Raw genomic sequence first — 19,444 nt, 5'->3', positions numbered from 1 at the left:
GTGAACTTGATTTTAACGTCTACTATTCTGTAAATGGCTGATAAATTGTAATTTTTTGTGTATTTGTTTTTAATTTGTATCTGTCAATGTTACAAGTGTTGGGCGCCCTTGTTTTTAGGGTGTTTTAAAACGGAAGCATAAAACAACAATAAACAGTCTTAATGGGAGTAGACAATTGAAGAGTCAAGTTGCAATAGCTGTTTCAGCAGCACTGTTATCCATGTCATGCCATACCCAAGCCGCGCCGTTGAGCGTATCAGATCCATTTATTTCTTCGGATCTGCTTAGTGCGTCCAGCGGCCGCAAAGGGCAACAGCAAGGGGTGGGGCAACATAAATTTGTCAAAGAGCCTGGACTTGCTGAGGGGAAATATACTTATATAGTGCGCCTGAAAGATCCCTCTGTGGCGAATTATGCCGGTGGTATTGCCGGGCTTGAAGCCACCAGTCCACAGAGAAGCCAAGGGCTGGCGTCTCAAAAGTCTCCCAAGCTGAATACCGCCAGTGTGGCGGTGAAGTCCTACGTGAAGTATTTGAATGCCAAGCAACAGAATTTTTTAATGAGTGCCGCGGCACAAGGGGTTCAGTTACAGGCTAAGGCCAGGTATCACTATGCCTTTAATGGTCTGGCGGTCACCATGGATCAGCAGCAGGCAGAAGCCCTGTCCAAGCTACCCGAAGTGGCTTTCATTGAGCGGGAAAGCCTCTATTCAATGGATACCGACAGCAGCCAGAGCATGATAGGTTCTCCCAAAGTGTGGGACGGCAGTGCTACAGGGACTCGGGCTATGGGAGAAGGGGTTATAGTCGGGGTGATCGATTCGGGGATCAACAGTGATCATCCATCCTTTGCCGACATTGGGGGAGATGGTTATGACCATACCAATCCCTGGGGACAAGGTGTTTACGTTGGTGACTGTGCGGTAGAGTTCTCTGACATGTGTAACGATAAGCTAATCGGAGTCAGAAGTTATCCAGAGATTACCGATAGTTATGATGATGAGGAGGTCTTTGGTCCAACGCCTCCTGCCAAGAATGGTGAGGATTATGGTGGTCATGGTTCTCACACTGCCGGTACTGCAGCGGGCAATATCCTTAAGAATGTCCCCTATGTTGCCGGTGAAGTCGGTGAAGCTCGGGGGGATGGCATAGAGACCGGTCTCGAGTTTACACAAATATCCGGGGTAGCTCCCCATGCCAATATTGTCGCCTATCAGATCTGCCGTCCGGGCAATAATGGCGATAGATACTCAGGTTGCCCCACATCGGCGATTCTCAAGGCTTTGGATGATGCTATTGCCGACGGAGTGGATGTGATCAACTATTCCATCAGCGGCGGTGGTTTCCCTTGGGCAAGTTCTACTGAAATGAGCTTCCTGGCAGCCCGTAATGCCGGCATCTTCTCTGCCGTATCGGCCGGGAATACTTCTGCATCGGTTGGCCAAGTTCCCTTTTCTTCACCCAAGAATGCGCCTTGGTATACCTCAGTTGCGGCATCAACCCACAACCGGGAAGTGCGCTCCACTCTGGAGTTCAACGGTGACCTGCTGGATTACACTCAGGGAACCGGGCCGGTAATGACTGCAGACATCAGCGCATCTTTGGTGTACGCCGGTGACTTGGCAGCTGATAATTTCGAAGGTTGCAACGCCTTTGCCGCCGATGCGTTCAAGGAGCAGTTGGCGTTGATTAAGCGCGGCGGCTGTAATTTCGCCGACAAAGTCAATAATGCCAAAGATGCGGGAGCAGTAGGGGTTATCGTCTTTAACAAAGACGGTGAAGGCAACGTTAGAAGCAAGATGTCCGGACTTGGCAACACCAGTATCCCCTCTGTTTTCATCGGCAATATTGATGGTTTGGCTGTCGTGGATGCGCTGGCGGCTACGCCAGGCTTGGTAGCCAAAATCAATGCCACTCCATCTGCCGTTGAGCGTCAGACCGATGTGTTGGGAAGTTTCTCTCTACTTGGACCAAACCGTTACTTAGATGTGATTGCGCCTTCGATTTCAGCACCGGGTGTGGATATCTATGCCGCTTATGCTGATGAGCAGTATGGCCATGAAGTAACAGGGACAGATCCTGCCGATTATACTCTGATGTCCGGTACTTCTATGTCCAGTCCTCATGTGGCGGGCGCCGGGGCGCTGCTGAAGTCGGCTCATCCTGAGTGGACGCCGGATAATATCCGTTCAGCCTTGATGCTGACGGCAACAACAGCCAGTGCTATGACCAAAGCCGATGGCAAGACTACCGCGGATCCGTTTGATGTGGGTGCCGGCCGGATCCGGGTTGATTTGGCCGCCAAGACAGGGCTTATCATGGATGAGTTGGCGGACAATTATGAGTTTGCCAATCCAGAACTCGGTGGTGATCCCAGACGTTTGAATCTTCCCAGCATGTCTACTAGCCGATGTGTTAACAGTTGCAGTTGGACTCGAAAAGTCACGGCTACCAAAGACGGCGTATGGAGCGCTGCCGGGGTGGCGACGACTGAAGGGCTGAAAATAACTGTTTCGCCTGAAAACTTTACTCTGACCAAGGGGCAGTCGCAGGTGGTGACTGTCACTGCCGATATCACAGGAGTGAACTCAAGTGATTGGGCGTTTGGTAACCTGCTGTTGACCTCGAGTAACCACCCTGATGCGGCCATGCCTGTGGCGGTTAAAGCTGCCCGTGACAATTTGCCGGACAGTTTAACCATCAGAGCGGGACGAGATGCCGACGAGCTGACTTTCAGCGAGCTGAAATCGCTGGATATGACTGGACTGGATGCAGAAGTATCTGTCTTGGCTCTGGCCGACAGTTTTGAAGGCGTGCTGAAGCAAGATTCGAATGTTGGTAGCTTCCTGGACGACATTACCGATGGTGTCGCCTTCGTCGCCTACAGGGTTGAAGAGGGGGCAAAGCTATTCAATACCACTATTACTGCCACCAATTCCCCGGATTTGGATCTCTATGTGGCGATAGACAGAGATAGTGACGGGTCGTTGGATGCCCTTGTCGGCCAATCGGCCAGAGCCGGTTCTGATGAATCTGTCAGTATCAGTAATCCAGAAGTCGGTGACTATTATATTTTTGTGCAAAACTATGAGGCCTCGGCCGCCAATGCCGAAGATCCCTTCACCTTGAAAACCTCTGTGGTAGAGGCCGGTCCGGCTCAGGACAACTTTACTCTGACCAAGACGGGTGACAATGAGGACTTCTCACTGAAATTTGCCTGGAAGGATAATTTTGACGCTAGCGACCTGGGTTATGCCGTAGTAACTCTGACGTCCAGTGATACCAATGTCGCTGCCAAGAACCTGCCGGTTGCTTTCAACCGGGTCGTTGATGATGTGCAGATGCCTGAGGCCAGTATACTCAGTGGTGAGATGACCCCTGGGCTGCCAGTAACCATGACTGTAACTATCGCTGCCAATACTTCCCCAGAGGCTCGGGAGTATCAAATCAAGGCCATGGTGCCGGAAGGACATGAAGTCACAGCTATCAGCGACAAAGGGGAACTGGCTCAAGGAGTATTGAGTTGGACTCATGTGATGCAAACTGGTGAACCGGCCAAGACACTGAGTTTCAAGTTTATCCCGCGTAAACAGGGGCTGGGTAATAAGCTGATACTGAGCAATACCGTTGTCAATGATACCGCCGAGGTATTGACTCAGGAGTATCTGTTTGATGTCAAAGAAGGTGCTCCAGTTATTAAAGTTAATGCACCCGACCGAGTGGCAGAGCGTAATAGCTTTGTTATCGATGCATCTGCCTCGGCCGATCCCAATGGTGATTCGGTCAGCTATCATTGGACTCAGATCGCCGGTGCGCCGCTGAAGTTTGACAGCTCGGCGGCCAAGCTGGATCTGACAGCGCCTGAAGTGGGTGGTTCTGGCGATTTGCTGACTTTCAATCTGAAGGTGAGTGACTCCAAGGGTAACAGCACTACGGAAACGGTCAGCATAGTGGTGTTTGACTGGGAGCATGACAGTGGTGGTTCGCTGGGGTGGTTGTCACTGTTGTTGCTGCCTTTGGGGTGGCTGCGCAGAAAATCGAGCTAAGGAAGGTGCGAAACAAGTCTTATGTGTGCTCTGCGTTGGCTTACAGGCCTGGACGCAAGGCGTGGTTCGCAGCAAATGGCCATAGTCCTTTACTCCTTTCCTAAGTCTTAAACTGAAAAAGGCTGCCAATTTGGCAGCCTTTTCTTTATCTGTTGTCAGGGTTTTACCGCCCTGACAATTGGGTTCTGCAGGCTTATCAGGGTTTCGGTGGACTGAATTTCGTCTATCGACTGGATGCGGTTAATCAATACGTGCTGCAGGGCATCGATGGACTGACACATCACTTTGACAAACACACTGTAGTTGCCTGTGGTGTAGTAGGCCTCGACTACTTCTTCCAGCTCATTGAGCTTGGAGATGGCGGCGGGATAGTCACCGGCACTTTTGAGATTGATGCCGATAAAACAGCAGACATCATAGCCCAGAGCTTTGGGGTTTACCGTTATTTGGGCCCCGGTGATAATACCTGCCTGTTTCATCTTTTCTACCCTGACATGAATCGTGCCTGCGCTGACGCTGAAGCGTTTGGCCAGCTCGGCAAAAGGAGTTCGTGCATCCTGCATCAGGGCTTCCAGGATCTGATTGTCCAGTTGATCTCTTTGAAATGATGTATCCACAGCATCACGCCTAAATTGCTTATAATCAGGCATGAATTTACGTGTTTTATTGTAAAATTGCCAGTCTTAAGGCGACTTTTGGCTTAACATCTAGGGTGATGTTAGTCGCTATTGCCCGCCTTCGGGCTCGAGAAAAGGCACAGGTGCACTGAAGCTCATGGGGTCACCCGAGTAGGGGTGCTTGATGCTGAGGCTGGCGGCATGCAGCAGCAATCTGGGAGCCAATCTTTTTGCCCAGGAGTCGGCGTAGAAACCATCGCCCAGAATGGGATGACCCAATGCCATCATATGCACCCTGAGTTGGTGTGAGCGTCCTGTGATGGGGATCAGCTTGACCAGAGTTGAATAACGCCCCTTGCTGATCACCTCATAATGAGTCAATGACGGCTTACCCACTTGATGGTCAACTTTCTGTCTGGGCCTGTTGGGCCAGTCGCAGATGAGTGGCAGTTCTATACTGCCTTGAGTGGCCTTGATATAACCGGCGACTCTGGCGTAGTAACTCTTTTGGGTTTCCCTGTCTCGAAACTGGCGTTTCAGTTCACGCTCGGCACTGCGCCTCAGTGCCAATAAGAGCACGCCCGAGGTGGCCATGTCGAGGCGGTGAACCACTTGTGCCTGCGGATGTTCGGCCAACACTCTGGCATAAGCGCTGTCGTGATGGGCCGGATCTCGTCCGGGAACCGAGAGCAGTCCCGAAGGTTTATTGATGACTATGATGTCCTTGTCCTGGTAAAGAATATCCAGCCAAGGCTCGGTTGGTGGATTGTAGACAAAATCTGACATGTCATGGCCTCAATGAAAATGGACGGCAAAGATAACCGCGGCTGCAGGTAGATGCAAGCTCTTGGGCGTTGTTACACCCAGGTCCGTAAGCCAACGCAGAGTATCATGGAACTTGTCCCTATCTTCCCTGGGTTAATTTGAGTGCTTTACTTCTCTTTTACAACCGCGGCAATTAGTATCTTAGTGTTTGAATTGGAAATGGATTGGTATGGGAAGGCGCTCAGGTTACCTGTTGGAAGATTGGTTGGTTGACCCTCAGATGAGTACGCTGAGCCGCGAAGAGGCTCAAGTACGGCTCGAGCTCAGGGTGATGCAGGTATTGCTGTGCCTTATCCATCATGCCAACACCCTGGTGACCCGAGAGATGTTGATCCAGGAGGTTTGGCACGGCGGTATTATCACGGATAACGCCATCAACCGCATTATCGGTTTGCTGCGTCAGTATTTGCAGGATAATCCCAGAGAGCCACGTTTTATCAAGACAGTGCCCAAGCAGGGCTATGTGTTGATAGCGAAAGTACGCGAGACGACACTCGACGACGATTCGCCGGACAATCCTCTACCAATAACACAGTTAGACGCCGAGACTGAGCAAAAGATAGCAGCAGGCGGCAGCAAGTGGGGCTATTTGGGCGGCGCCTTCGGCGTGCTGGCGGCGGGTATTGCCAGTTGGCTCTATCTGGCTCCTGCCCAGGAAAACCCCCAGCTTGAGTTGACAGATGTGGCCATCCGGCGTTTGACTCCACTGACTTCGCTCAATGGTCAGGAGGTGGACCCCAGCCTGTCCCCCGATGGCAGCATGCTGGCATTTTCCTATCGGGAACTGAACGCCGATAAGTGGCATATTGAGCTGATGTCGCTCGGCGACAGAGTCATCAAAACCATTCCTGTTGTGGATGATTACAGTCTGCGCTACCCGGCCTGGCGCCACGATGGCAAGGCCTTGGCTTATTTGGCATTCAGTGAGACTCAGGGCTGCCGTATCATGGTGACAGAGCTGACGGAAGAAGGGATGCGAAGCCGCATAGTCAGCCAGTGCCATCAGACAACACAGTCGACCAGCATCGCCTGGAGTCCCTCGAACCGCTCGCTGTTTTATGTGGATGCCGAAGGGGTCGAAGGTTTCAAGCGCGTTTTTCTGCTCAGTCTCAGCGACGGCCGGCGCCAGCAATTGAGTCAACCTCATGTGGTGGGACGCGGCGACTATGCACTGGCCTTGTCTCCCGACGGTCACAGTCTGGCGGTGCTGCGTAGTATCAACTGGTTCGACACTCAGATCTTGCTGTTCGATATCGAATCCGGTGATTGGCAAAACCTGCAGCGTGTGGGGTATCCACTGCGCAGTATTGCCTGGGATAAAGGCGGCAACGCCTTGGTATACCGAGGAGAGGAGGGGCAACTTCACCGTTTGCAACTCAAACCCCGTAAGTTAACCCGACTGACGAGCGTGTTGCAGGAAATCAATTCTCCCTCGGCCAATAGTGCCGGACGCATGGCGGCGGTTGTCGGCGAACTGTTTGAAGAGGAGATCTGGTTCTGGTCCTCGCCCTTTGATGAGGCTTCCAAGCCGCAGCGCTTTGTGGCGTCCAGTCGCCGTGATACCGCCGGTACCTTGCGCCACGATGGCAAGGAGTTGATCTTTGTTTCCAATCGCAGCGGCTTGCCACAATTATGGCGTCGGGACGAACAGGGCACGGAGAAACAACTGAGTCGCCTGAGCACTTTTTCTCATATAGATGAACTCAGTTATTCAGCCGATGACAAGCTGGTGGCCGGTAGTCTCAACCAACAGGTGTTTGTCTTTAACCCTGAAAACGGTGAACTCAAGTTTTTCCCTCAGCTGGGCAATGTCCGTAATGTCAGTTGGGGGCGCAGTAGCAATGAACTGCTGGCAGCCGTCAGTGTCGATGGTCGCTGGCAGATAAACAGCCTGATGTTAGACAGTGGCGAGCAGCAGCCTTTGTTGACAGATGGCTTTTCTGCCAAGTACGCCGCCGACGGTACTCTTTATTTTACCCGCCTGTACAAGAAAGGGATTTGGCGTCTGAAGCAGGGCGTCGAAGAACTCTTTTATGACCAGTATACTCCTCACTTCGGTAGCAGTTGGCAACTGGCTGCCGAGGCACTTTGGTTGTTGCGGCCCAACGACAATGCTATGGGCATTCTCAAGATAGATCTCCATACGGGCAAGAGAGAAGGACGTGACATTCCGATGGAGAAAGTTTCCCCAAGATTGCTGTCGGTGACAGATGACGGCCAGATCTCGCTGGCGTTATTGGGGCCCGCCAATACAGATATAGTCGAAGTAATTAACTGATTTATAAGACATCACCTTTCCATCACTTTTTCATTATGGTGCTTTTCTCTGTCTGAGATAGCTTTAGGGGCAAGCTTGATTGCCTGACTTTTAAAGTGCTTGGTTTTTACTCTGAGTACCAGGCAAAAAGGTCGAAGCAATCTCGGGCGCAGCTTGCGCCCACCCCTTCCCAGCAGGAGAAAAGATGATGAAAAGTTTGAATCAGTTTGTGAAAAATGCGATTGGATTTGCATTGCTTTCTACTCTGTTTGCTTTACCGCTACTGCTGGCGTCGACACCCACCAAGGGCAAGGATGAAGTCAATACGCCATCTCTGTGTGAGCCGTATCCAGAGTGTGTGATTTACAAGATCCCCGATGAGTCCATCAATCTATAACCGTCAGTGGAGGCCATCATGTTACAGGTAACTCTCTATTTGGTCGGTTCACTGAGCGCTTTTGTATTGGTGTACTACCTGTTTTTAAACTTGGTTCTTGCGTCCGAAGAATCAAGCTTGCTCGACCCTAAGGACAAATAACTCTCCCTTTCCAAGCCAAAGGGGCACGGTGTAAACCGTGCCCCTTTTTATTCACCAGGAAGCTTAGGAGAAGCTGTGACCGCCCACATGCATGATGCAAAAGGTCCAGACCACAAAAGCCAGAATACCGTGTACCAAAGCGTAGAAAGCCTGATCCAGGCGACGTAAGCCGGCTGCTTGCCAGATAAGGTGCAGGTGCAGCCCAAGCACCAGAGGGAACAGTAACAACAAGGGATAAAGGGCGAATGGGCTGGAATCTCCCAGCAGAGGCCGGGTCAACAGTGACCAGAGCACCATAAAGGCGGTGATCAACGGGGGCAGGGCAAGCCGATACTGCTCGGGATAGGGAAACATTGCAGGTCCTTGATACAGCTGAATGGAGGCGGATCAGCGGACGGCTCTGGCAATCAATTGTGCCTTGGCTTGCAGCATTCCCGTTTCTCCGCCGGGCATATGGCCTTCAAAGTAATGTAAAGTCTCGAATTTGGCAAATCTGTGTTCTAGCTCACCTTCATTCAATAAAAAGTCCGGGTTGCTGGGACGGCCGAACTTGGCCTGTTCTCGAGTAAAGGTTTCGTAAAACAGCAAGCCTCCTGGCTTGAGTTGTTTGGCAATCCAGGGCAGCGAAGGGCGATGTAGATAGTTGAACACCAATACCACGTCGAAAGGGAGCAGATCGGGCTTTTCACCCTGCTCAAGGTTCCATTCCAGGAATTGGCAGTGAGGAAACTGGCGCCAGAGTTCATCAAAGCTCTCGGGGTTACGGTCGATGAAGGTGACCTCGGCCCCCTGTTTGGCAAACCAATAGCCATTGCGCCCTGAGCCGCAGGCCAGGTCCAGCACCCTGAGCTCAGGTGTTATCTCTGGGTGTCGGTCAAAGGCTGTGATCAGTTCTGCGGTCTTCATCCCTTGATCTCCTTGCGACTGTCGATTCTGCGTCTGTGAACTATAGAGTAATGCCGCAAGCCCGCGGGCCCGTGTGACACTATGACCGAAAGTAAAACCACAGTCACAAGCAACTCGCTCTTGTAGGCTGCCAGGGGGATAAACAACAGGAGCAACAGCAGCTTCACCAGGGTCAATACCCCTTTCAGTTGAATAAGCCAGCGCCAATCCCGGACTATCTCCCACAGCATCAGGCAACTGCCGCTGGCCATGGCCATTATCCAGTAGAGTTGCCAGCTTTCTCTGGGGACAGATAGCAAAATACCGCCACCGGCACCGACTATTCCCAAAATGTGCAGGGCTCTGAGGCTGGTCTTACAAAGGCGTTGCAGCCAAAACTGCTTTTCAGACATCTGTGTTTTAGTCATGGCGATGATATCTGTGATCCAGAATACAAATTTTCCGTTAGCTTAGCAGCATTCGCCAATTGGCGACTATGCTTGATCCTGTATTTGTCGAGTCTTCTCACATGGAAATACAGAACCTCAAAACGTTAACCTCGTCAGCTATACGGTACGCTGACCGTGATTTGTATCAATATGTGACCGGCTAACCTGCAAAAGTGCACAGAAATGCAGATAGCTGTCTGCAACAGGAAATTTTTTGTGACTCAGTTAAATATATGCCTAAAGGGGTAGTGATATCTTCTGCCGTGGGAGATATGACGTGCTACAGCCTTGGTAATTGGTATAAAAAACTAAAAAGCACTGTAGTACGAAATAGCTATATATGAGTATGTGAAATAATATGGTGGAGGAACACTCTATGTTCACGGGAGCACTTAAAAAAACAGCACTGGCTGCTCTGATTTCCGGCATGATGGCCGGTACAGCTTATGCCGGCGCAGATGTATTGGCGGATTTTCATGGTGAGATGGGCGGTTGCGATACTTGCCACGTTTCCGAGAAAGGTCCAACCGATGACAACCTGACCCATGAGAACGCGCAATGCGTTAGCTGCCACGGTGATCTGAATGAGATTGCTGCCGGTGAAAAAGATCTGAAGATTTCTCCACACAAGTCTCACCTTATCGGTGAAATCGCTTGTACTTCTTGCCACATAGGCCATGAAAAATCAGTGGCATACTGTGACGCTTGCCATAGCTTCGGCTTCGATATGCCATTCGGCGGTAAGTGGGAGCGTAAGTTCGTTCCTATCGACGTGCAGAAAGATGCTCAAGACAAAGCCATCGCAGCTGGTCCTCGTGAAACCACTGACGTGGTTATCATAGGTTCTGGTGGTGCCGGTCTGGCCGCTGCAGTATCTGCCCGCGACAACGGTGCCAAAGTGATTCTGTTGGAAAAAGAACCTGTTGCTGGTGGTAACACCAAGCTGGCTGCCGGTGGTATGAACGCTGCTGAAACCAAGCCTCAAGCGGCTCTGGGCATTAAAGACAAGAAAGAGATCATGATTGAGGACACCATGAAAGGTGGCCGTAACATCAACGATCCTGAGCTGGTTAAAGTACTGGCCAATAACTCTTCCGACTCTATCGACTGGTTGACCGCTATGGGCGCCGACATGAATGACGTAGGTCGTATGGGTGGTGCCAGTGTAAACCGTAGCCACCGTCCAACTGGTGGTGCCGGTGTGGGTGCTCACGTAGCTCAGGTTCTGTGGGACAACGCTGTTAAGCGCGGTACCGATATCCGTCTGAACAGCCGCGTTGTTCGTGTACTGAAAGATGATTCAGGTAAAGTGACCGGCGTTCTGGTTGAAGGTAAGTACACTGGTTACTATGTGATCAAGGCTGATGCCGTGGTTATGGCTACCGGTGGTTTTGCCAGAAACAACGACCGCGTTGCCAAGTACGATCCTAAACTGAAAGGCTTTGCTGCTACCAACCACCCAGGTGCAACCGGTGACGGTCTGGATGTTGCCATGCAAGCCGGTGCTGATACCCGCGATCTGGAATGGGTACAGGCTCACCCAACTCTGTCTCCACGTGGTGGTGTGATGGTAACTGAAGCCGTACGTGGTAACGGTGCTATCCTGGTTAACCGCGAAGGTGACCGTTTCGTCAACGAAATCACTACTCGTGACAAGGCTTCTGCAGCCATCCTGAAACAGAAAGGTGCCAGCGCCTTCTTGGTATTCGATGACTCAGTTCGTAAGAGCTTGAAGAAGATTGAAAACTATGTCCACCTGGGCATTGTTGACGAAGGTAAGACTCCTGAAGAACTGGCCAAGAAGATTGGTGTTCCAGGTGCCGAGCTGGCCAAGACTATCGCTACCTACAACGGTTTCGTGAAATCTGGCAAAGACACTCAATTCGAGCGTCCTAACCTGCCTCGTGAATTGGGTACTGCTCCTTACTATGCCATCGAAGTTAAGCCAGCTGTACACCACAGCATGGGTGGCGTGAAGATCGATACCAAGACTGAGGTTAAAGCCAAAGACGGTCATCTGATCCAAGGTATGTATGCTGCCGGTGAAGCCACTGGTGGTGTTCACGGTGCCAACCGTCTGGGTGGTAACGCTATCTCTGATATCGTAACCTTCGGTCGTATCGCCGGTGCTGAAGCTGCCAAGTACGCTAAAGAGCACTAGGCCAAGCTAATTCTCCGATAGCACGGAGTCGGGGCGTTTGAGCCCCTATAAAAAAGCGGACTGTCAGGAGTCCGCTTTTTTCTTTTTATTGCGCTGCATCATGTTTCCGGTGAGATTGTCTGTGCCAGGCAAAGACAAGTTTAGGTAATTCACTTACACTTTTAGCTACCATTCCAATTACCGGGTCATAAACAGCATGAAGATAGGTTTTTTCAGCGCCAAGCGTTACGACATGCAGCATTTCAACCGTACCAACGAGGCCTTCGGGGCGCAAATTGAGTACTTTGATGTGCGCCTATGCATGCAAACAGTGAAACTGGCTTACGGATTCGAAGTGATCTGCGCCTTCGTCAACGATGAACTCAATGAAGATGTGTTGACAGAATTGGCTGCCAACGGCACCCGGATTATCGCCATGCGTTGCGCCGGCTTTAATAATGTCGACCTGGATGCGGCCAAACGTCTGGGAATGAATGTTGTCAATGTCCCTGCTTATTCTCCCGAGTCTGTGGCCGAGCATACGGTCGCCCTGATATTGACCCTGAACCGCAAGATCCATAAGGCGTATCAACGCACCCGGGATGCCAACTTCTCTCTCGAAGGGTTAGTGGGTTTCAACATGTTCGGTAAGACTGTGGGCGTGGTCGGCACAGGGAAAATCGGTATCGCTACCATCAAGGTCTTGCTGGGCTTTGGCTGCAAAGTATTGGCGTTTGACCCTTATCCCAACCCGCAAGTAGAGGCGCTGGGTGCTCGTTATGTCACTCTGGATGAGATGTACCAACAGAGCGATATCATCAGTCTTCATTGCCCGCTGACGGTGGAAAACCGTCATCTGCTCAACGCAGACAGCTTTGCCAAGATGAAGCCGGGGATGATGGTGATTAACACCAGTCGTGGCGGCTTGCTCAACGCCATAGATGCCATGGAAGCGCTCAAGCTCGGACAGATAGGTTCGTTGGGGTTGGATGTGTATGAGAACGAGAAAGAGCTGTTCTTTGAAGATAAGTCCAACGAAGTGATCCAGGACGATGTATTCCGGCGTTTATCGGCTTGCCACAACGTGATCTTTACCGGTCACCAGGCGTTTTTGACCGAAGAGGCCTTGGGCGCCATCGCCCACACCACACTGTCCAATGTGCAGAAACTCCTCAGCGGTGAGCGTTCGGGTAACGAGCTTTTCTAAGGAAGGTGCGAACAAGTCCCATGTGTGCTCTGCGTCGGCTTACAGGCCTGGATGCAAGGCGTGGTTCGTAGCAAATGGCCTTAGTCCTTTGCAAGAATTCCCTAAAGATAAATACTGACACCTGACTCCCCGATTGCTAGATTGAGATAATCGCATCGGGGAGATGCTCATAGGGAGGTGTCATGCTGGTTACACAGAGTCTTCATCAACTGCCGACGGCAAGCGGCAGCATGCAAACCCGGGTCTATCGTCCCGATAGCGAGGGTTGTTTTCCCGCCATCATTTTTTACTCGGAAATCTTTCAGGAAACCGCACCTATAAGCCGCATGGCTTGTATGCTGGCCGGTCACGGCTTTGTGGTATTGGTGCCGGAGATTTTCCACGAGCTCAATCCGCCGGGCACTGTGCTTGGCTATGATGACAGTGGCAAGGACAAAGGCAACAGCGATAAGCTGAGCAAGCCATTGGAAGCCCACGATGATGATACTCAGGCGTTGGTGGATTTTATTCGGGCTCAGCCCTGGAGCCGTGGCCGGATAGGTGCCATGGGCGTCTGCGTTGGCGGTCACCTGGCATTTCGCGCCGCCCTTAACCCCGACATAGCAGCGGCATTTTGTCTCTATGCCACAGATATTCACAGCGGCGCTATCCCGAGTGCGCCGGGGAATGACTCTCTGAGCCGCTGCCGGGATATTCGCGCCGAGTTGGTGATGATCTGGGGCAAGCAGGACCCCCATGTGCCGAGTGAAGGGCGCCGTCTCATCCAGCAAAGGCTGGAGCAATGCCAGACCTTATACAGCTGGCAGGAGCTCAATGCCCAGCACGCCTTTATGAGGGATGGCGATCCCCGTTATGACCCGGCATTGGCGTTGCAGATGTATCAGCAGGCGCTGGCGCTGTTTCAGCGCAGGCTCAATTAATCCTGCTTGGGTAACTGCTCCGGTGTTGTCTCTTGTGCCTGCGGTGCCGAGGCATTGCCGGGTGCCAGCTTCAGCACGGCTTTTTGCAGTATCAGGTTGTTGGGGTAGGTAACAGTATCGCCGTTGTCGCGGCGGATAAGCACGTGGAACAGCCCCACTTCCAACAATACCCCGGTAATATCTTCATCCTTGTCGACGACTTTGATCCGCTCACCGACTTTGTAGGGAAACACAAAAAAGATCAGCACCCCGGCGGTGAGGTTACTCAGTATCGACCACTGGGCCACCAAAGCCACCCCCAGCACGGCAAATGCCGAAGACACGAACAGTGAAACCTCCTGATAGCCGAGTCCCAGAGAAACGGCCATCAACGACAGAGTGACAAAGAACAACAGATAGCTGATAAAGCGGGTCACCAGGCTGGTACGGGCGGCGCTGACCTGTTTCTTGTCCGCCAGGGTTTGCACCGCATTTTTCAGCGCCCGCTGCAGAAAGAAAAACACCCCGAGATAGAGGCAGGCAATCAGAATATTGTGAGTCATATGGCGTATGCTTCTGTGAGAAATAAGGCATTTGCTGGCATACTAGCGACTTTGTCACAGGGGATAAACTCCCCAACCGAGAATTATTCAAGCATGGCAGATTATCGCACCTTAGTGCAGCAACAGGATGAATGGGGCAGCGTCGCTGTCCTCGATGATGGCGACTGTCGGATCTTGGCCTTCGGCGAACATGATGAGCAGAGCAAACTGTTGAAAAAGGCCCCCCATGTGCCGCAGCACACCTATGTGCAGGCCATGCTGCTGGCGCTTTTGTACCTCAAACCCAAGAGCGCCATCATTTTGGGGCTGGGCGGCGGCGCTTTGGTGCATGCGCTGAGGCATTTTGATGCCGCTATCAAGCTTACAGCGGTCGAGTTGCGCCCCCTGGTGCTTGAGTTGGCCAAGAGCCATTTTCAACTGCCACTGTCGAAAAAGCTGAACCTTATCAATCAGGATGCCAATCAGTTTCTGGCCAGTGCCGAGCACAAGAAGGTAGATATTATCTTCGCCGATCTCTACGGCTCTGAAGGCGTGGATGCCGGTCAACTGCGCCAAACCTTTATCGAGCAGAGCTTGGCGCTGCTCAAGAGTGAAGGTTTGCTGGTGCTCAACTGCTGGAAAGAGCACAGTCAGGACAGAGGCCTGCTGGCTCGCCTGCAGCAACATTTCCCCGATGTGCGGGCCTGCCTCACGGGGGGCGGCAACTGGGTAGTGTTTGCCTCAAGGACACCGAAAAACTTTACCAGTGCCGGGCTCAAGCAGGGCGCCGCCGGCTTGTCTGCTGTGCTGGACTGCGATCTAGGCCGCTCTCTCAGTCGCTTCGAACTCTGGCAGTAGGCTAATTTGTAAGGGATTGTTAAGGGCACTAGTCCGTAAAAGCCCTGATGTTATATTTGTCTGCCCCTCAATAATGATAAGCAGTACAAATGAATAAAAACAAAAGATTAGCAGTAAAACTTCTGACCCTATCCTGCCTTATGGGCGCTGGGACGACACAGGCCGAACAGTATGAGTTTGCCACTCAAGTCGCCCCGGCCAACACCTTGGTGATGTTCCAGCATCAGGATGGCACCCTCTACTCGGCCGCCGGATTGCAGGCGGATACCCGCAAACAACTGCAGCGCGCCATTACGGCAGCCAACTTCAAAGGCCAGGAGGGCGAGCTGCTTGAATTGCTGGCCCCCATTGGTACCCAAGCAGATCGCCTGCTGCTGCTCGGGCTTGGGGATGCTGAACTGACGCCGGGGAAGACAGCCTTGCTGGGGGGCAAGCTGTCAAATCACCTGGAAGCCGTCAAACAACCCAAGGTGGCGGTATGGGCCGCTGATATCCCAAATAGCCAGGGGTTTATCGCCGAATTGACCCAGGGGATCTCCCTGGCCAGCTACCGCTATCGTGACTTCACGGCCAAGCCGCGCACCGAAAAACAGTACCATTTTGCGGTCGCCGAGCCCAAGGTAGCTAAGACCAATCACCTCAAGTCGGCAGCGATTGCCGATGGAGTGGCGCTGGCGCGGGATCTGACCAACAAACCGGCCGCCGAACTCTATCCCGAGTCCTTTGCCGATGCGGCCAAGGAACTCAAGCGTCTTGGCGTCAAGGTTAAGGTGTTGGAACCCAAAGACTTGGCCAAACTCAATATGGGCGCGTTGCTGGCCGTGGGCAAAGGCAGCGAGCGAGGCTCAAGACTGGTAGTCGCGCACTGGCAGGGCAGCGAGGATGCTGCGGTTGCGCTGGTGGGTAAGGGGATTACCTTTGACTCAGGCGGCTATAACATCAAGGCGACCGGCACTTCGATTGCGCGGATGAAGTCAGATATGGCCGGCGCCGCCACAGTGTTGGGAACGGTCAAGGCGATGGCCGCCTCCAAGGCGCCGGTTAATCTGGTGGGTATTATGCCGCTGGCGGAAAACATGGTCTCGGGTCGTGCAATGATCCCGGGGGATGTGATCAAGACTGCCCAGGGGCTGACGGTTGAAGTCCTCAATACCGACGCTGAAGGACGCCTGGTGCTGGCCGACGGTCTTTGGTATGCCCGCGAGCAATACCAACCACAAGTGATAGTGGATGTGGCGACCCTCACAGGGTCCAAGGTGCGTGCCCTAGGGGTGGAATATGCCGGCCTGTTCAGTGACTCGGAACCTTTGGTGCAGCAACTGACCTATGCGGGACAGCAGGTGGGGGAAAAGCTGTGGCGCCTGCCGCTGGATCCGGCCTACGGCGAAGAGCTGCATTCCAGCATAGCGGACTTAACCAACACAGGCCGTGAAGGTAGCGCCGGGGCTTCTTCGGCGGCGATGTTTCTCAAGCGTTTTGCCGGTGATCAACCCTGGGCTCATCTGGACATTGCCGGTAATGCCCTGGTCAGGAGCGACACTCAACTGGCTCCGGCCGGTGCTACCGGTTATGGTGTACGCCTGCTGAGCCATTGGTTGGAACAGCATAAGTTCAGCGAGAACCAATAGATCAATAACTTGCCCGGGAGCGAAGGGTAATCGCTTTTTTCGCTCCCGACACTAGTTCCTCTGAAAAACCGATTAAGGCAACAGCTTTTATCCGTTATCTTATTTTAAACCCTTTGGTTAATATGACTTCCATCGAGGGGCAACAATGAAGTTGACCCGGACAATTCAAACTGAAAATGGGAGCATACAATGACTCAGTCAATCATCAACTCTGTAATCAAACCCTTTAAAGCTACCGCCTTCCACAAAGGTGAATTCGTTGAGCTGACCGAACAGGATCTGCTGGGCAAGTGGTCTGTAGTTTTCTTCTATCCAGCCGACTTTACCTTCGTTTGCCCAACTGAACTGGGTGATATGGCTGACCACTACGAAAAACTGCAAGCCATGGGCGTTGAAGTTTACTCTGTGTCTACCGACAAGCACTTCACTCACAAGGCATGGCACGATACTTCCGACACCATCAATAAGATCCAATTCCCAATGATAGGTGACCCAACCGGTGAAATCAGCCGTAACTTCGGCGTGCTGGTTGAGGAAGACGGTGTTGCCCTGCGCGGTACTTTCGTCAGCAACCCTGAAGGTGAAATCAAAGTCGCTGAAATCCATGACCTGGGTATCGGACGTAGCGCCAGCGAGTTGGTTCGTAAGATCCAAGCTGCTCAATATGTTGCCACTCACGACGGCGAAGTTTGCCCTGCCAAGTGGCAGCCAGGCGACGAAACTCTGGCTCCTTCTCTGGACCTGGTTGGCAAAATCTAAACTGCCAGTCTGACCCAGAAGGCTCCGAACCTCCCCCTGCAAGGGTTCGGAGCCTCTTTCCCCGCACTGTTTCTGTTTTCCTTTAGTCTGATTCTGGAGTCATCATGTTGGATGCGAATCTGAAAAATCAACTGCAAACCTATCTGCAGAACCTCAAGCAACCAGTTGAACTTGTCGTATCTGCAGATGAAAGCCCAAAGTCCAAAGAGCTGTTGGCTCTGGCACAGGATATTGCCTCGCTCTCTTCCCTGGTCAGTGTGACCGAGCAGTCACTGTCCCGTACCCCGGCGATGCAGGTTACCTCAATCAAGGGTTCTGACATACGCTTTGCCGGTTTGCCCATGGGGCACGAATTTACCTCACTTGTGCTGGCTCTGCTGCACACAGGTGGGCATCCCATCAAGCTGGAGGCCGAGCTGATCGAGCAGATCCGCAGCCTGCCAGGGGAATATCATTTTGAAACTTTTGTTTCTCTGAGCTGCCAGAACTGCCCGGATGTGGTGCAGGCGCTCAATATGATGGCGGCGATCAACCCGCGGATCAGCAATACCATGATAGATGGTGCCCTGTTCCAGGATGAGGTTGAGCAGCGCAACATCATGGCCGTGCCTTCGGTTTATCTGAACGGCGAGCCTTTCTCTGCCGGCCGCATCAGCCTGAAAGAGATACTCAGTAAATTGGATACCAATGCCTCTGCCCGCCAGGCCGAGAGCCTTAACCAGCGTAAGCCCTACGAAGTACTGGTGGTTGGCGCCGGGCCTGCAGGTGCATCAGCCGCCATCTATGCCGCCCGTAAGGGACTGCGCACTGGGCTGTTGGCCGACAAGTTCGGTGGTCAGGTCAGCGAAACCGTAGGCATTGAAAACTTTATTTCGGTCAAGGCGACTGAAGGCCCCAAGTTGGTGGCAAATCTGGAAGAGCATGTTCGCGACTATGAAGTGGATGTGATGGATAACCAGAAGGCGGTTCGTCTTGGCAGCAATGGTCTCTATGAAGTAGAACTGGAAAATGGTGCCGTACTCAAGAGCCGTACTGTCCTGTTGGCTACAGGGGCTCGCTGGCGGGAAATGAATGTCCCCGGTGAGCAGGAATATCGCGGCCGCGGTGTGGCTTATTGCCCTCACTGTGATGGCCCGCTGTTCAAGGGTAAACGGGTTGCGGTGATCGGCGGTGGTAACTCGGGTATCGAGGCGGCTATCGATCTGGCCAACATAGTCGAGCATGTGACTGTACTCGAGTTTGACAGCAAATTGCGCGCCGATGACGTGCTGCAGCGCAAGGCTAAATCTATGGGTAACATCACCATCATCACCCAGGCGCAAACGACTGAAGTCCTTGGTGATGGCAGTCGGGTTATCGGGCTCAACTACACAGACAGAGCCAGTGGCGAGCAGCATAATATTGCGCTGGCAGGTATCTTTGTGCAGATAGGTCTGGTGCCCAACACTGAATGGCTGCGCGGTACTGTGGAGTTGACTCCGCGCGGTGAGATCATTGTCGATGAACGCGGTCAGACTTCACTGCCTGGGGTGTTTGCCGCCGGTGACGTGACCAACTCGGCATATAAGCAGATCATCATCGCCATGGGTAGCGGTGCAACCGCTTCTCTGGGAGCCTTTGACTACCTGATCCGCCATTCAGAGGATGAATCGGCAGCGGCTTGATGGGCAATAGTCCAGCACAATAAAAAACCGGCGTTGCCGTAATGCCGATCAGTTAAGACAGATCGCTTGACGATCTCACTGAAAGGATCAAAATCCGATGACCCCATGTCATCGGATTTTTTTATGCAACT

General features: G+C 52.5%; 16 protein-coding genes. 10 read left to right on the top strand and 6 right to left on the bottom strand.

The window, feature by feature from the left end; genetic code table 11:
• Positions 1 to 175: 175 nt before the first annotated feature.
• A complete protein-coding gene (locus tag ACMHXE_RS06770; protein ID WP_413731768.1) occupies positions 176 to 4,045 on the top strand; it encodes a S8 family serine peptidase in 3,870 nt (1,289 codons plus the stop codon).
• A 155-nt stretch (positions 4,046 to 4,200) separates the two neighbouring features.
• On the opposite strand, the gene asnC is transcribed toward ACMHXE_RS06770, so the two are convergent.
• Entirely contained in the window at positions 4,201 to 4,662 is a 462-nt protein-coding gene (asnC, locus tag ACMHXE_RS06765; protein WP_025888669.1) for a transcriptional regulator AsnC, read from the bottom strand.
• Between the two features lie 108 nt (positions 4,663 to 4,770).
• Positions 4,771 to 5,448 (bottom strand): bifunctional tRNA pseudouridine(32) synthase/23S rRNA pseudouridine(746) synthase RluA, encoded by a 678-nt coding sequence (gene rluA, locus ACMHXE_RS06760; RefSeq protein WP_101052801.1) that lies wholly within the window; start codon positions 5,446 to 5,448, stop codon positions 4,771 to 4,773.
• Positions 5,449 to 5,656: 208 nt separating this feature from the next.
• On the opposite strand from rluA, the gene ACMHXE_RS06755 reads away from it, so the two are divergent.
• Complete coding sequence (locus ACMHXE_RS06755) at positions 5,657 to 7,765, top strand: winged helix-turn-helix domain-containing protein (RefSeq protein WP_101052803.1); 2,109 nt, start codon at positions 5,657 to 5,659, stop codon at positions 7,763 to 7,765.
• A 184-nt stretch (positions 7,766 to 7,949) separates the two neighbouring features.
• A complete protein-coding gene (locus tag ACMHXE_RS06750; RefSeq protein ID WP_039035056.1) occupies positions 7,950 to 8,141 on the top strand; it encodes a hypothetical protein in 192 nt (63 codons plus the stop codon).
• Between the two features lie 204 nt (positions 8,142 to 8,345).
• On the opposite strand, the gene ACMHXE_RS06745 is transcribed toward ACMHXE_RS06750, so the two are convergent.
• From ACMHXE_RS06745 to ACMHXE_RS06735, 3 genes are read right to left on the bottom strand one after another with little or no spacing between them, the layout of a single operon-like run.
• Positions 8,346 to 8,636: a hypothetical protein gene (locus tag ACMHXE_RS06745; RefSeq protein WP_101052805.1), complete on the bottom strand. Its 291-nt coding sequence runs from the start codon at positions 8,634 to 8,636 to the stop codon at positions 8,346 to 8,348.
• 33 nt (positions 8,637 to 8,669) lie between these two features.
• Complete coding sequence (locus ACMHXE_RS06740; protein WP_101052807.1) at positions 8,670 to 9,188, bottom strand: class I SAM-dependent methyltransferase; 519 nt, start codon at positions 9,186 to 9,188, stop codon at positions 8,670 to 8,672.
• The gene (locus tag ACMHXE_RS06735; protein WP_101052809.1) at positions 9,185 to 9,595 is read right to left on the bottom strand and encodes a hypothetical protein; all 411 of its coding nucleotides are present in this window, start codon (positions 9,593 to 9,595) and stop codon (positions 9,185 to 9,187) included. Before ACMHXE_RS06735 ends, ACMHXE_RS06740 begins: the two co-directional genes overlap by 4 nt.
• Before the next feature lie 397 nt (positions 9,596 to 9,992).
• Here ACMHXE_RS06735 and fccA point away from each other — a divergent pair, with 397 nt between their 5' ends.
• The 3 genes from fccA to ACMHXE_RS06720 all read left to right on the top strand — a co-directional run bounded on the left by fccA (position 9,993) and on the right by ACMHXE_RS06720 (position 13,883).
• Positions 9,993 to 11,777 (top strand): fumarate reductase flavoprotein subunit FccA, encoded by a 1,785-nt coding sequence (fccA, locus tag ACMHXE_RS06730; protein WP_101052811.1) that lies wholly within the window; start codon positions 9,993 to 9,995, stop codon positions 11,775 to 11,777.
• A 196-nt stretch (positions 11,778 to 11,973) separates the two neighbouring features.
• Positions 11,974 to 12,963 carry a 2-hydroxyacid dehydrogenase gene (locus tag ACMHXE_RS06725; protein ID WP_224866080.1) on the top strand — a complete coding sequence of 330 codons (990 nt, stop codon included), beginning with the start codon at positions 11,974 to 11,976 and terminating at the stop codon, positions 12,961 to 12,963.
• 182 nt (positions 12,964 to 13,145) lie between these two features.
• On the top strand, positions 13,146 to 13,883 hold the full coding sequence (locus ACMHXE_RS06720; RefSeq protein WP_025888680.1) for a dienelactone hydrolase family protein: 738 nt from the start codon (positions 13,146 to 13,148) through the stop codon (positions 13,881 to 13,883).
• Here the strand turns inward: ACMHXE_RS06720 and ACMHXE_RS06715 are convergent.
• Positions 13,880 to 14,425: a mechanosensitive ion channel family protein gene (locus ACMHXE_RS06715; protein WP_039035050.1), complete on the bottom strand. Its 546-nt coding sequence runs from the start codon at positions 14,423 to 14,425 to the stop codon at positions 13,880 to 13,882. The genes ACMHXE_RS06720 and ACMHXE_RS06715 overlap by 4 nt on opposite strands.
• A 93-nt stretch (positions 14,426 to 14,518) precedes the next feature.
• Here ACMHXE_RS06715 and ACMHXE_RS06710 point away from each other — a divergent pair, with 93 nt between their 5' ends.
• The 4 genes from ACMHXE_RS06710 (at position 14,519) to ahpF (ending at position 19,313) form a co-directional block, all read left to right on the top strand.
• Positions 14,519 to 15,262 (top strand): spermidine synthase, encoded by a 744-nt coding sequence (locus tag ACMHXE_RS06710; protein ID WP_101052815.1) that lies wholly within the window; start codon positions 14,519 to 14,521, stop codon positions 15,260 to 15,262.
• 89 nt (positions 15,263 to 15,351) lie between these two features.
• Positions 15,352 to 16,890, top strand: a complete 1,539-nt coding sequence (locus tag ACMHXE_RS06705) for a leucyl aminopeptidase (RefSeq protein ID WP_101052817.1) — start codon at positions 15,352 to 15,354, stop codon at positions 16,888 to 16,890.
• Positions 16,891 to 17,079: 189 nt separating this feature from the next.
• Complete coding sequence (gene ahpC, locus ACMHXE_RS06700) at positions 17,080 to 17,649, top strand: alkyl hydroperoxide reductase subunit C (protein WP_028779456.1); 570 nt, start codon at positions 17,080 to 17,082, stop codon at positions 17,647 to 17,649.
• A gap of 104 nt (positions 17,650 to 17,753) precedes the next feature.
• The gene (gene ahpF, locus ACMHXE_RS06695; protein WP_071238453.1) at positions 17,754 to 19,313 is read left to right on the top strand and encodes an alkyl hydroperoxide reductase subunit F; all 1,560 of its coding nucleotides are present in this window, start codon (positions 17,754 to 17,756) and stop codon (positions 19,311 to 19,313) included.
• The last annotated feature ends 131 nt before the right edge of the window (positions 19,314 to 19,444 follow it).

Origin of the sequence: Shewanella sp. BJSY2023SW007 (assembly GCF_047314525.1) — a bacterium.
Taxonomy (GTDB): Bacteria; Pseudomonadota; Gammaproteobacteria; order Enterobacterales; family Shewanellaceae; genus Shewanella; species Shewanella chilikensis.
Note: the sequence above shows the minus strand (reverse complement) of the source record. Positions and strands in the feature narration are given on the sequence as shown.

Coding starts and splice junctions, on each gene's coding strand:
- ACMHXE_RS06720 (WP_025888680.1), top strand. CDS start 13,146: ATGCTGGTTACACAGAGTCTTCATCAACTGCCGACGGCAAGCGGCAGC.
- ACMHXE_RS06745 (WP_101052805.1), bottom strand. CDS start 8,636: ATGTTTCCCTATCCCGAGCAGTATCGGCTTGCCCTGCCCCCGTTGATC.
- rluA (WP_101052801.1), bottom strand. CDS start 5,448: ATGTCAGATTTTGTCTACAATCCACCAACCGAGCCTTGGCTGGATATT.
- ACMHXE_RS06725 (WP_224866080.1), top strand. CDS start 11,974: ATGAAGATAGGTTTTTTCAGCGCCAAGCGTTACGACATGCAGCATTTC.
- ACMHXE_RS06735 (WP_101052809.1), bottom strand. CDS start 9,595: ATGACTAAAACACAGATGTCTGAAAAGCAGTTTTGGCTGCAACGCCTT.
- ACMHXE_RS06740 (WP_101052807.1), bottom strand. CDS start 9,188: ATGAAGACCGCAGAACTGATCACAGCCTTTGACCGACACCCAGAGATA.
- ACMHXE_RS06715 (WP_039035050.1), bottom strand. CDS start 14,425: ATGACTCACAATATTCTGATTGCCTGCCTCTATCTCGGGGTGTTTTTC.
- ahpC (WP_028779456.1), top strand. CDS start 17,080: ATGACTCAGTCAATCATCAACTCTGTAATCAAACCCTTTAAAGCTACC.
- ACMHXE_RS06755 (WP_101052803.1), top strand. CDS start 5,657: ATGGGAAGGCGCTCAGGTTACCTGTTGGAAGATTGGTTGGTTGACCCT.
- fccA (WP_101052811.1), top strand. CDS start 9,993: ATGTTCACGGGAGCACTTAAAAAAACAGCACTGGCTGCTCTGATTTCC.
- ACMHXE_RS06750 (WP_039035056.1), top strand. CDS start 7,950: ATGATGAAAAGTTTGAATCAGTTTGTGAAAAATGCGATTGGATTTGCA.
- ACMHXE_RS06710 (WP_101052815.1), top strand. CDS start 14,519: ATGGCAGATTATCGCACCTTAGTGCAGCAACAGGATGAATGGGGCAGC.
- ahpF (WP_071238453.1), top strand. CDS start 17,754: ATGTTGGATGCGAATCTGAAAAATCAACTGCAAACCTATCTGCAGAAC.
- ACMHXE_RS06705 (WP_101052817.1), top strand. CDS start 15,352: ATGAATAAAAACAAAAGATTAGCAGTAAAACTTCTGACCCTATCCTGC.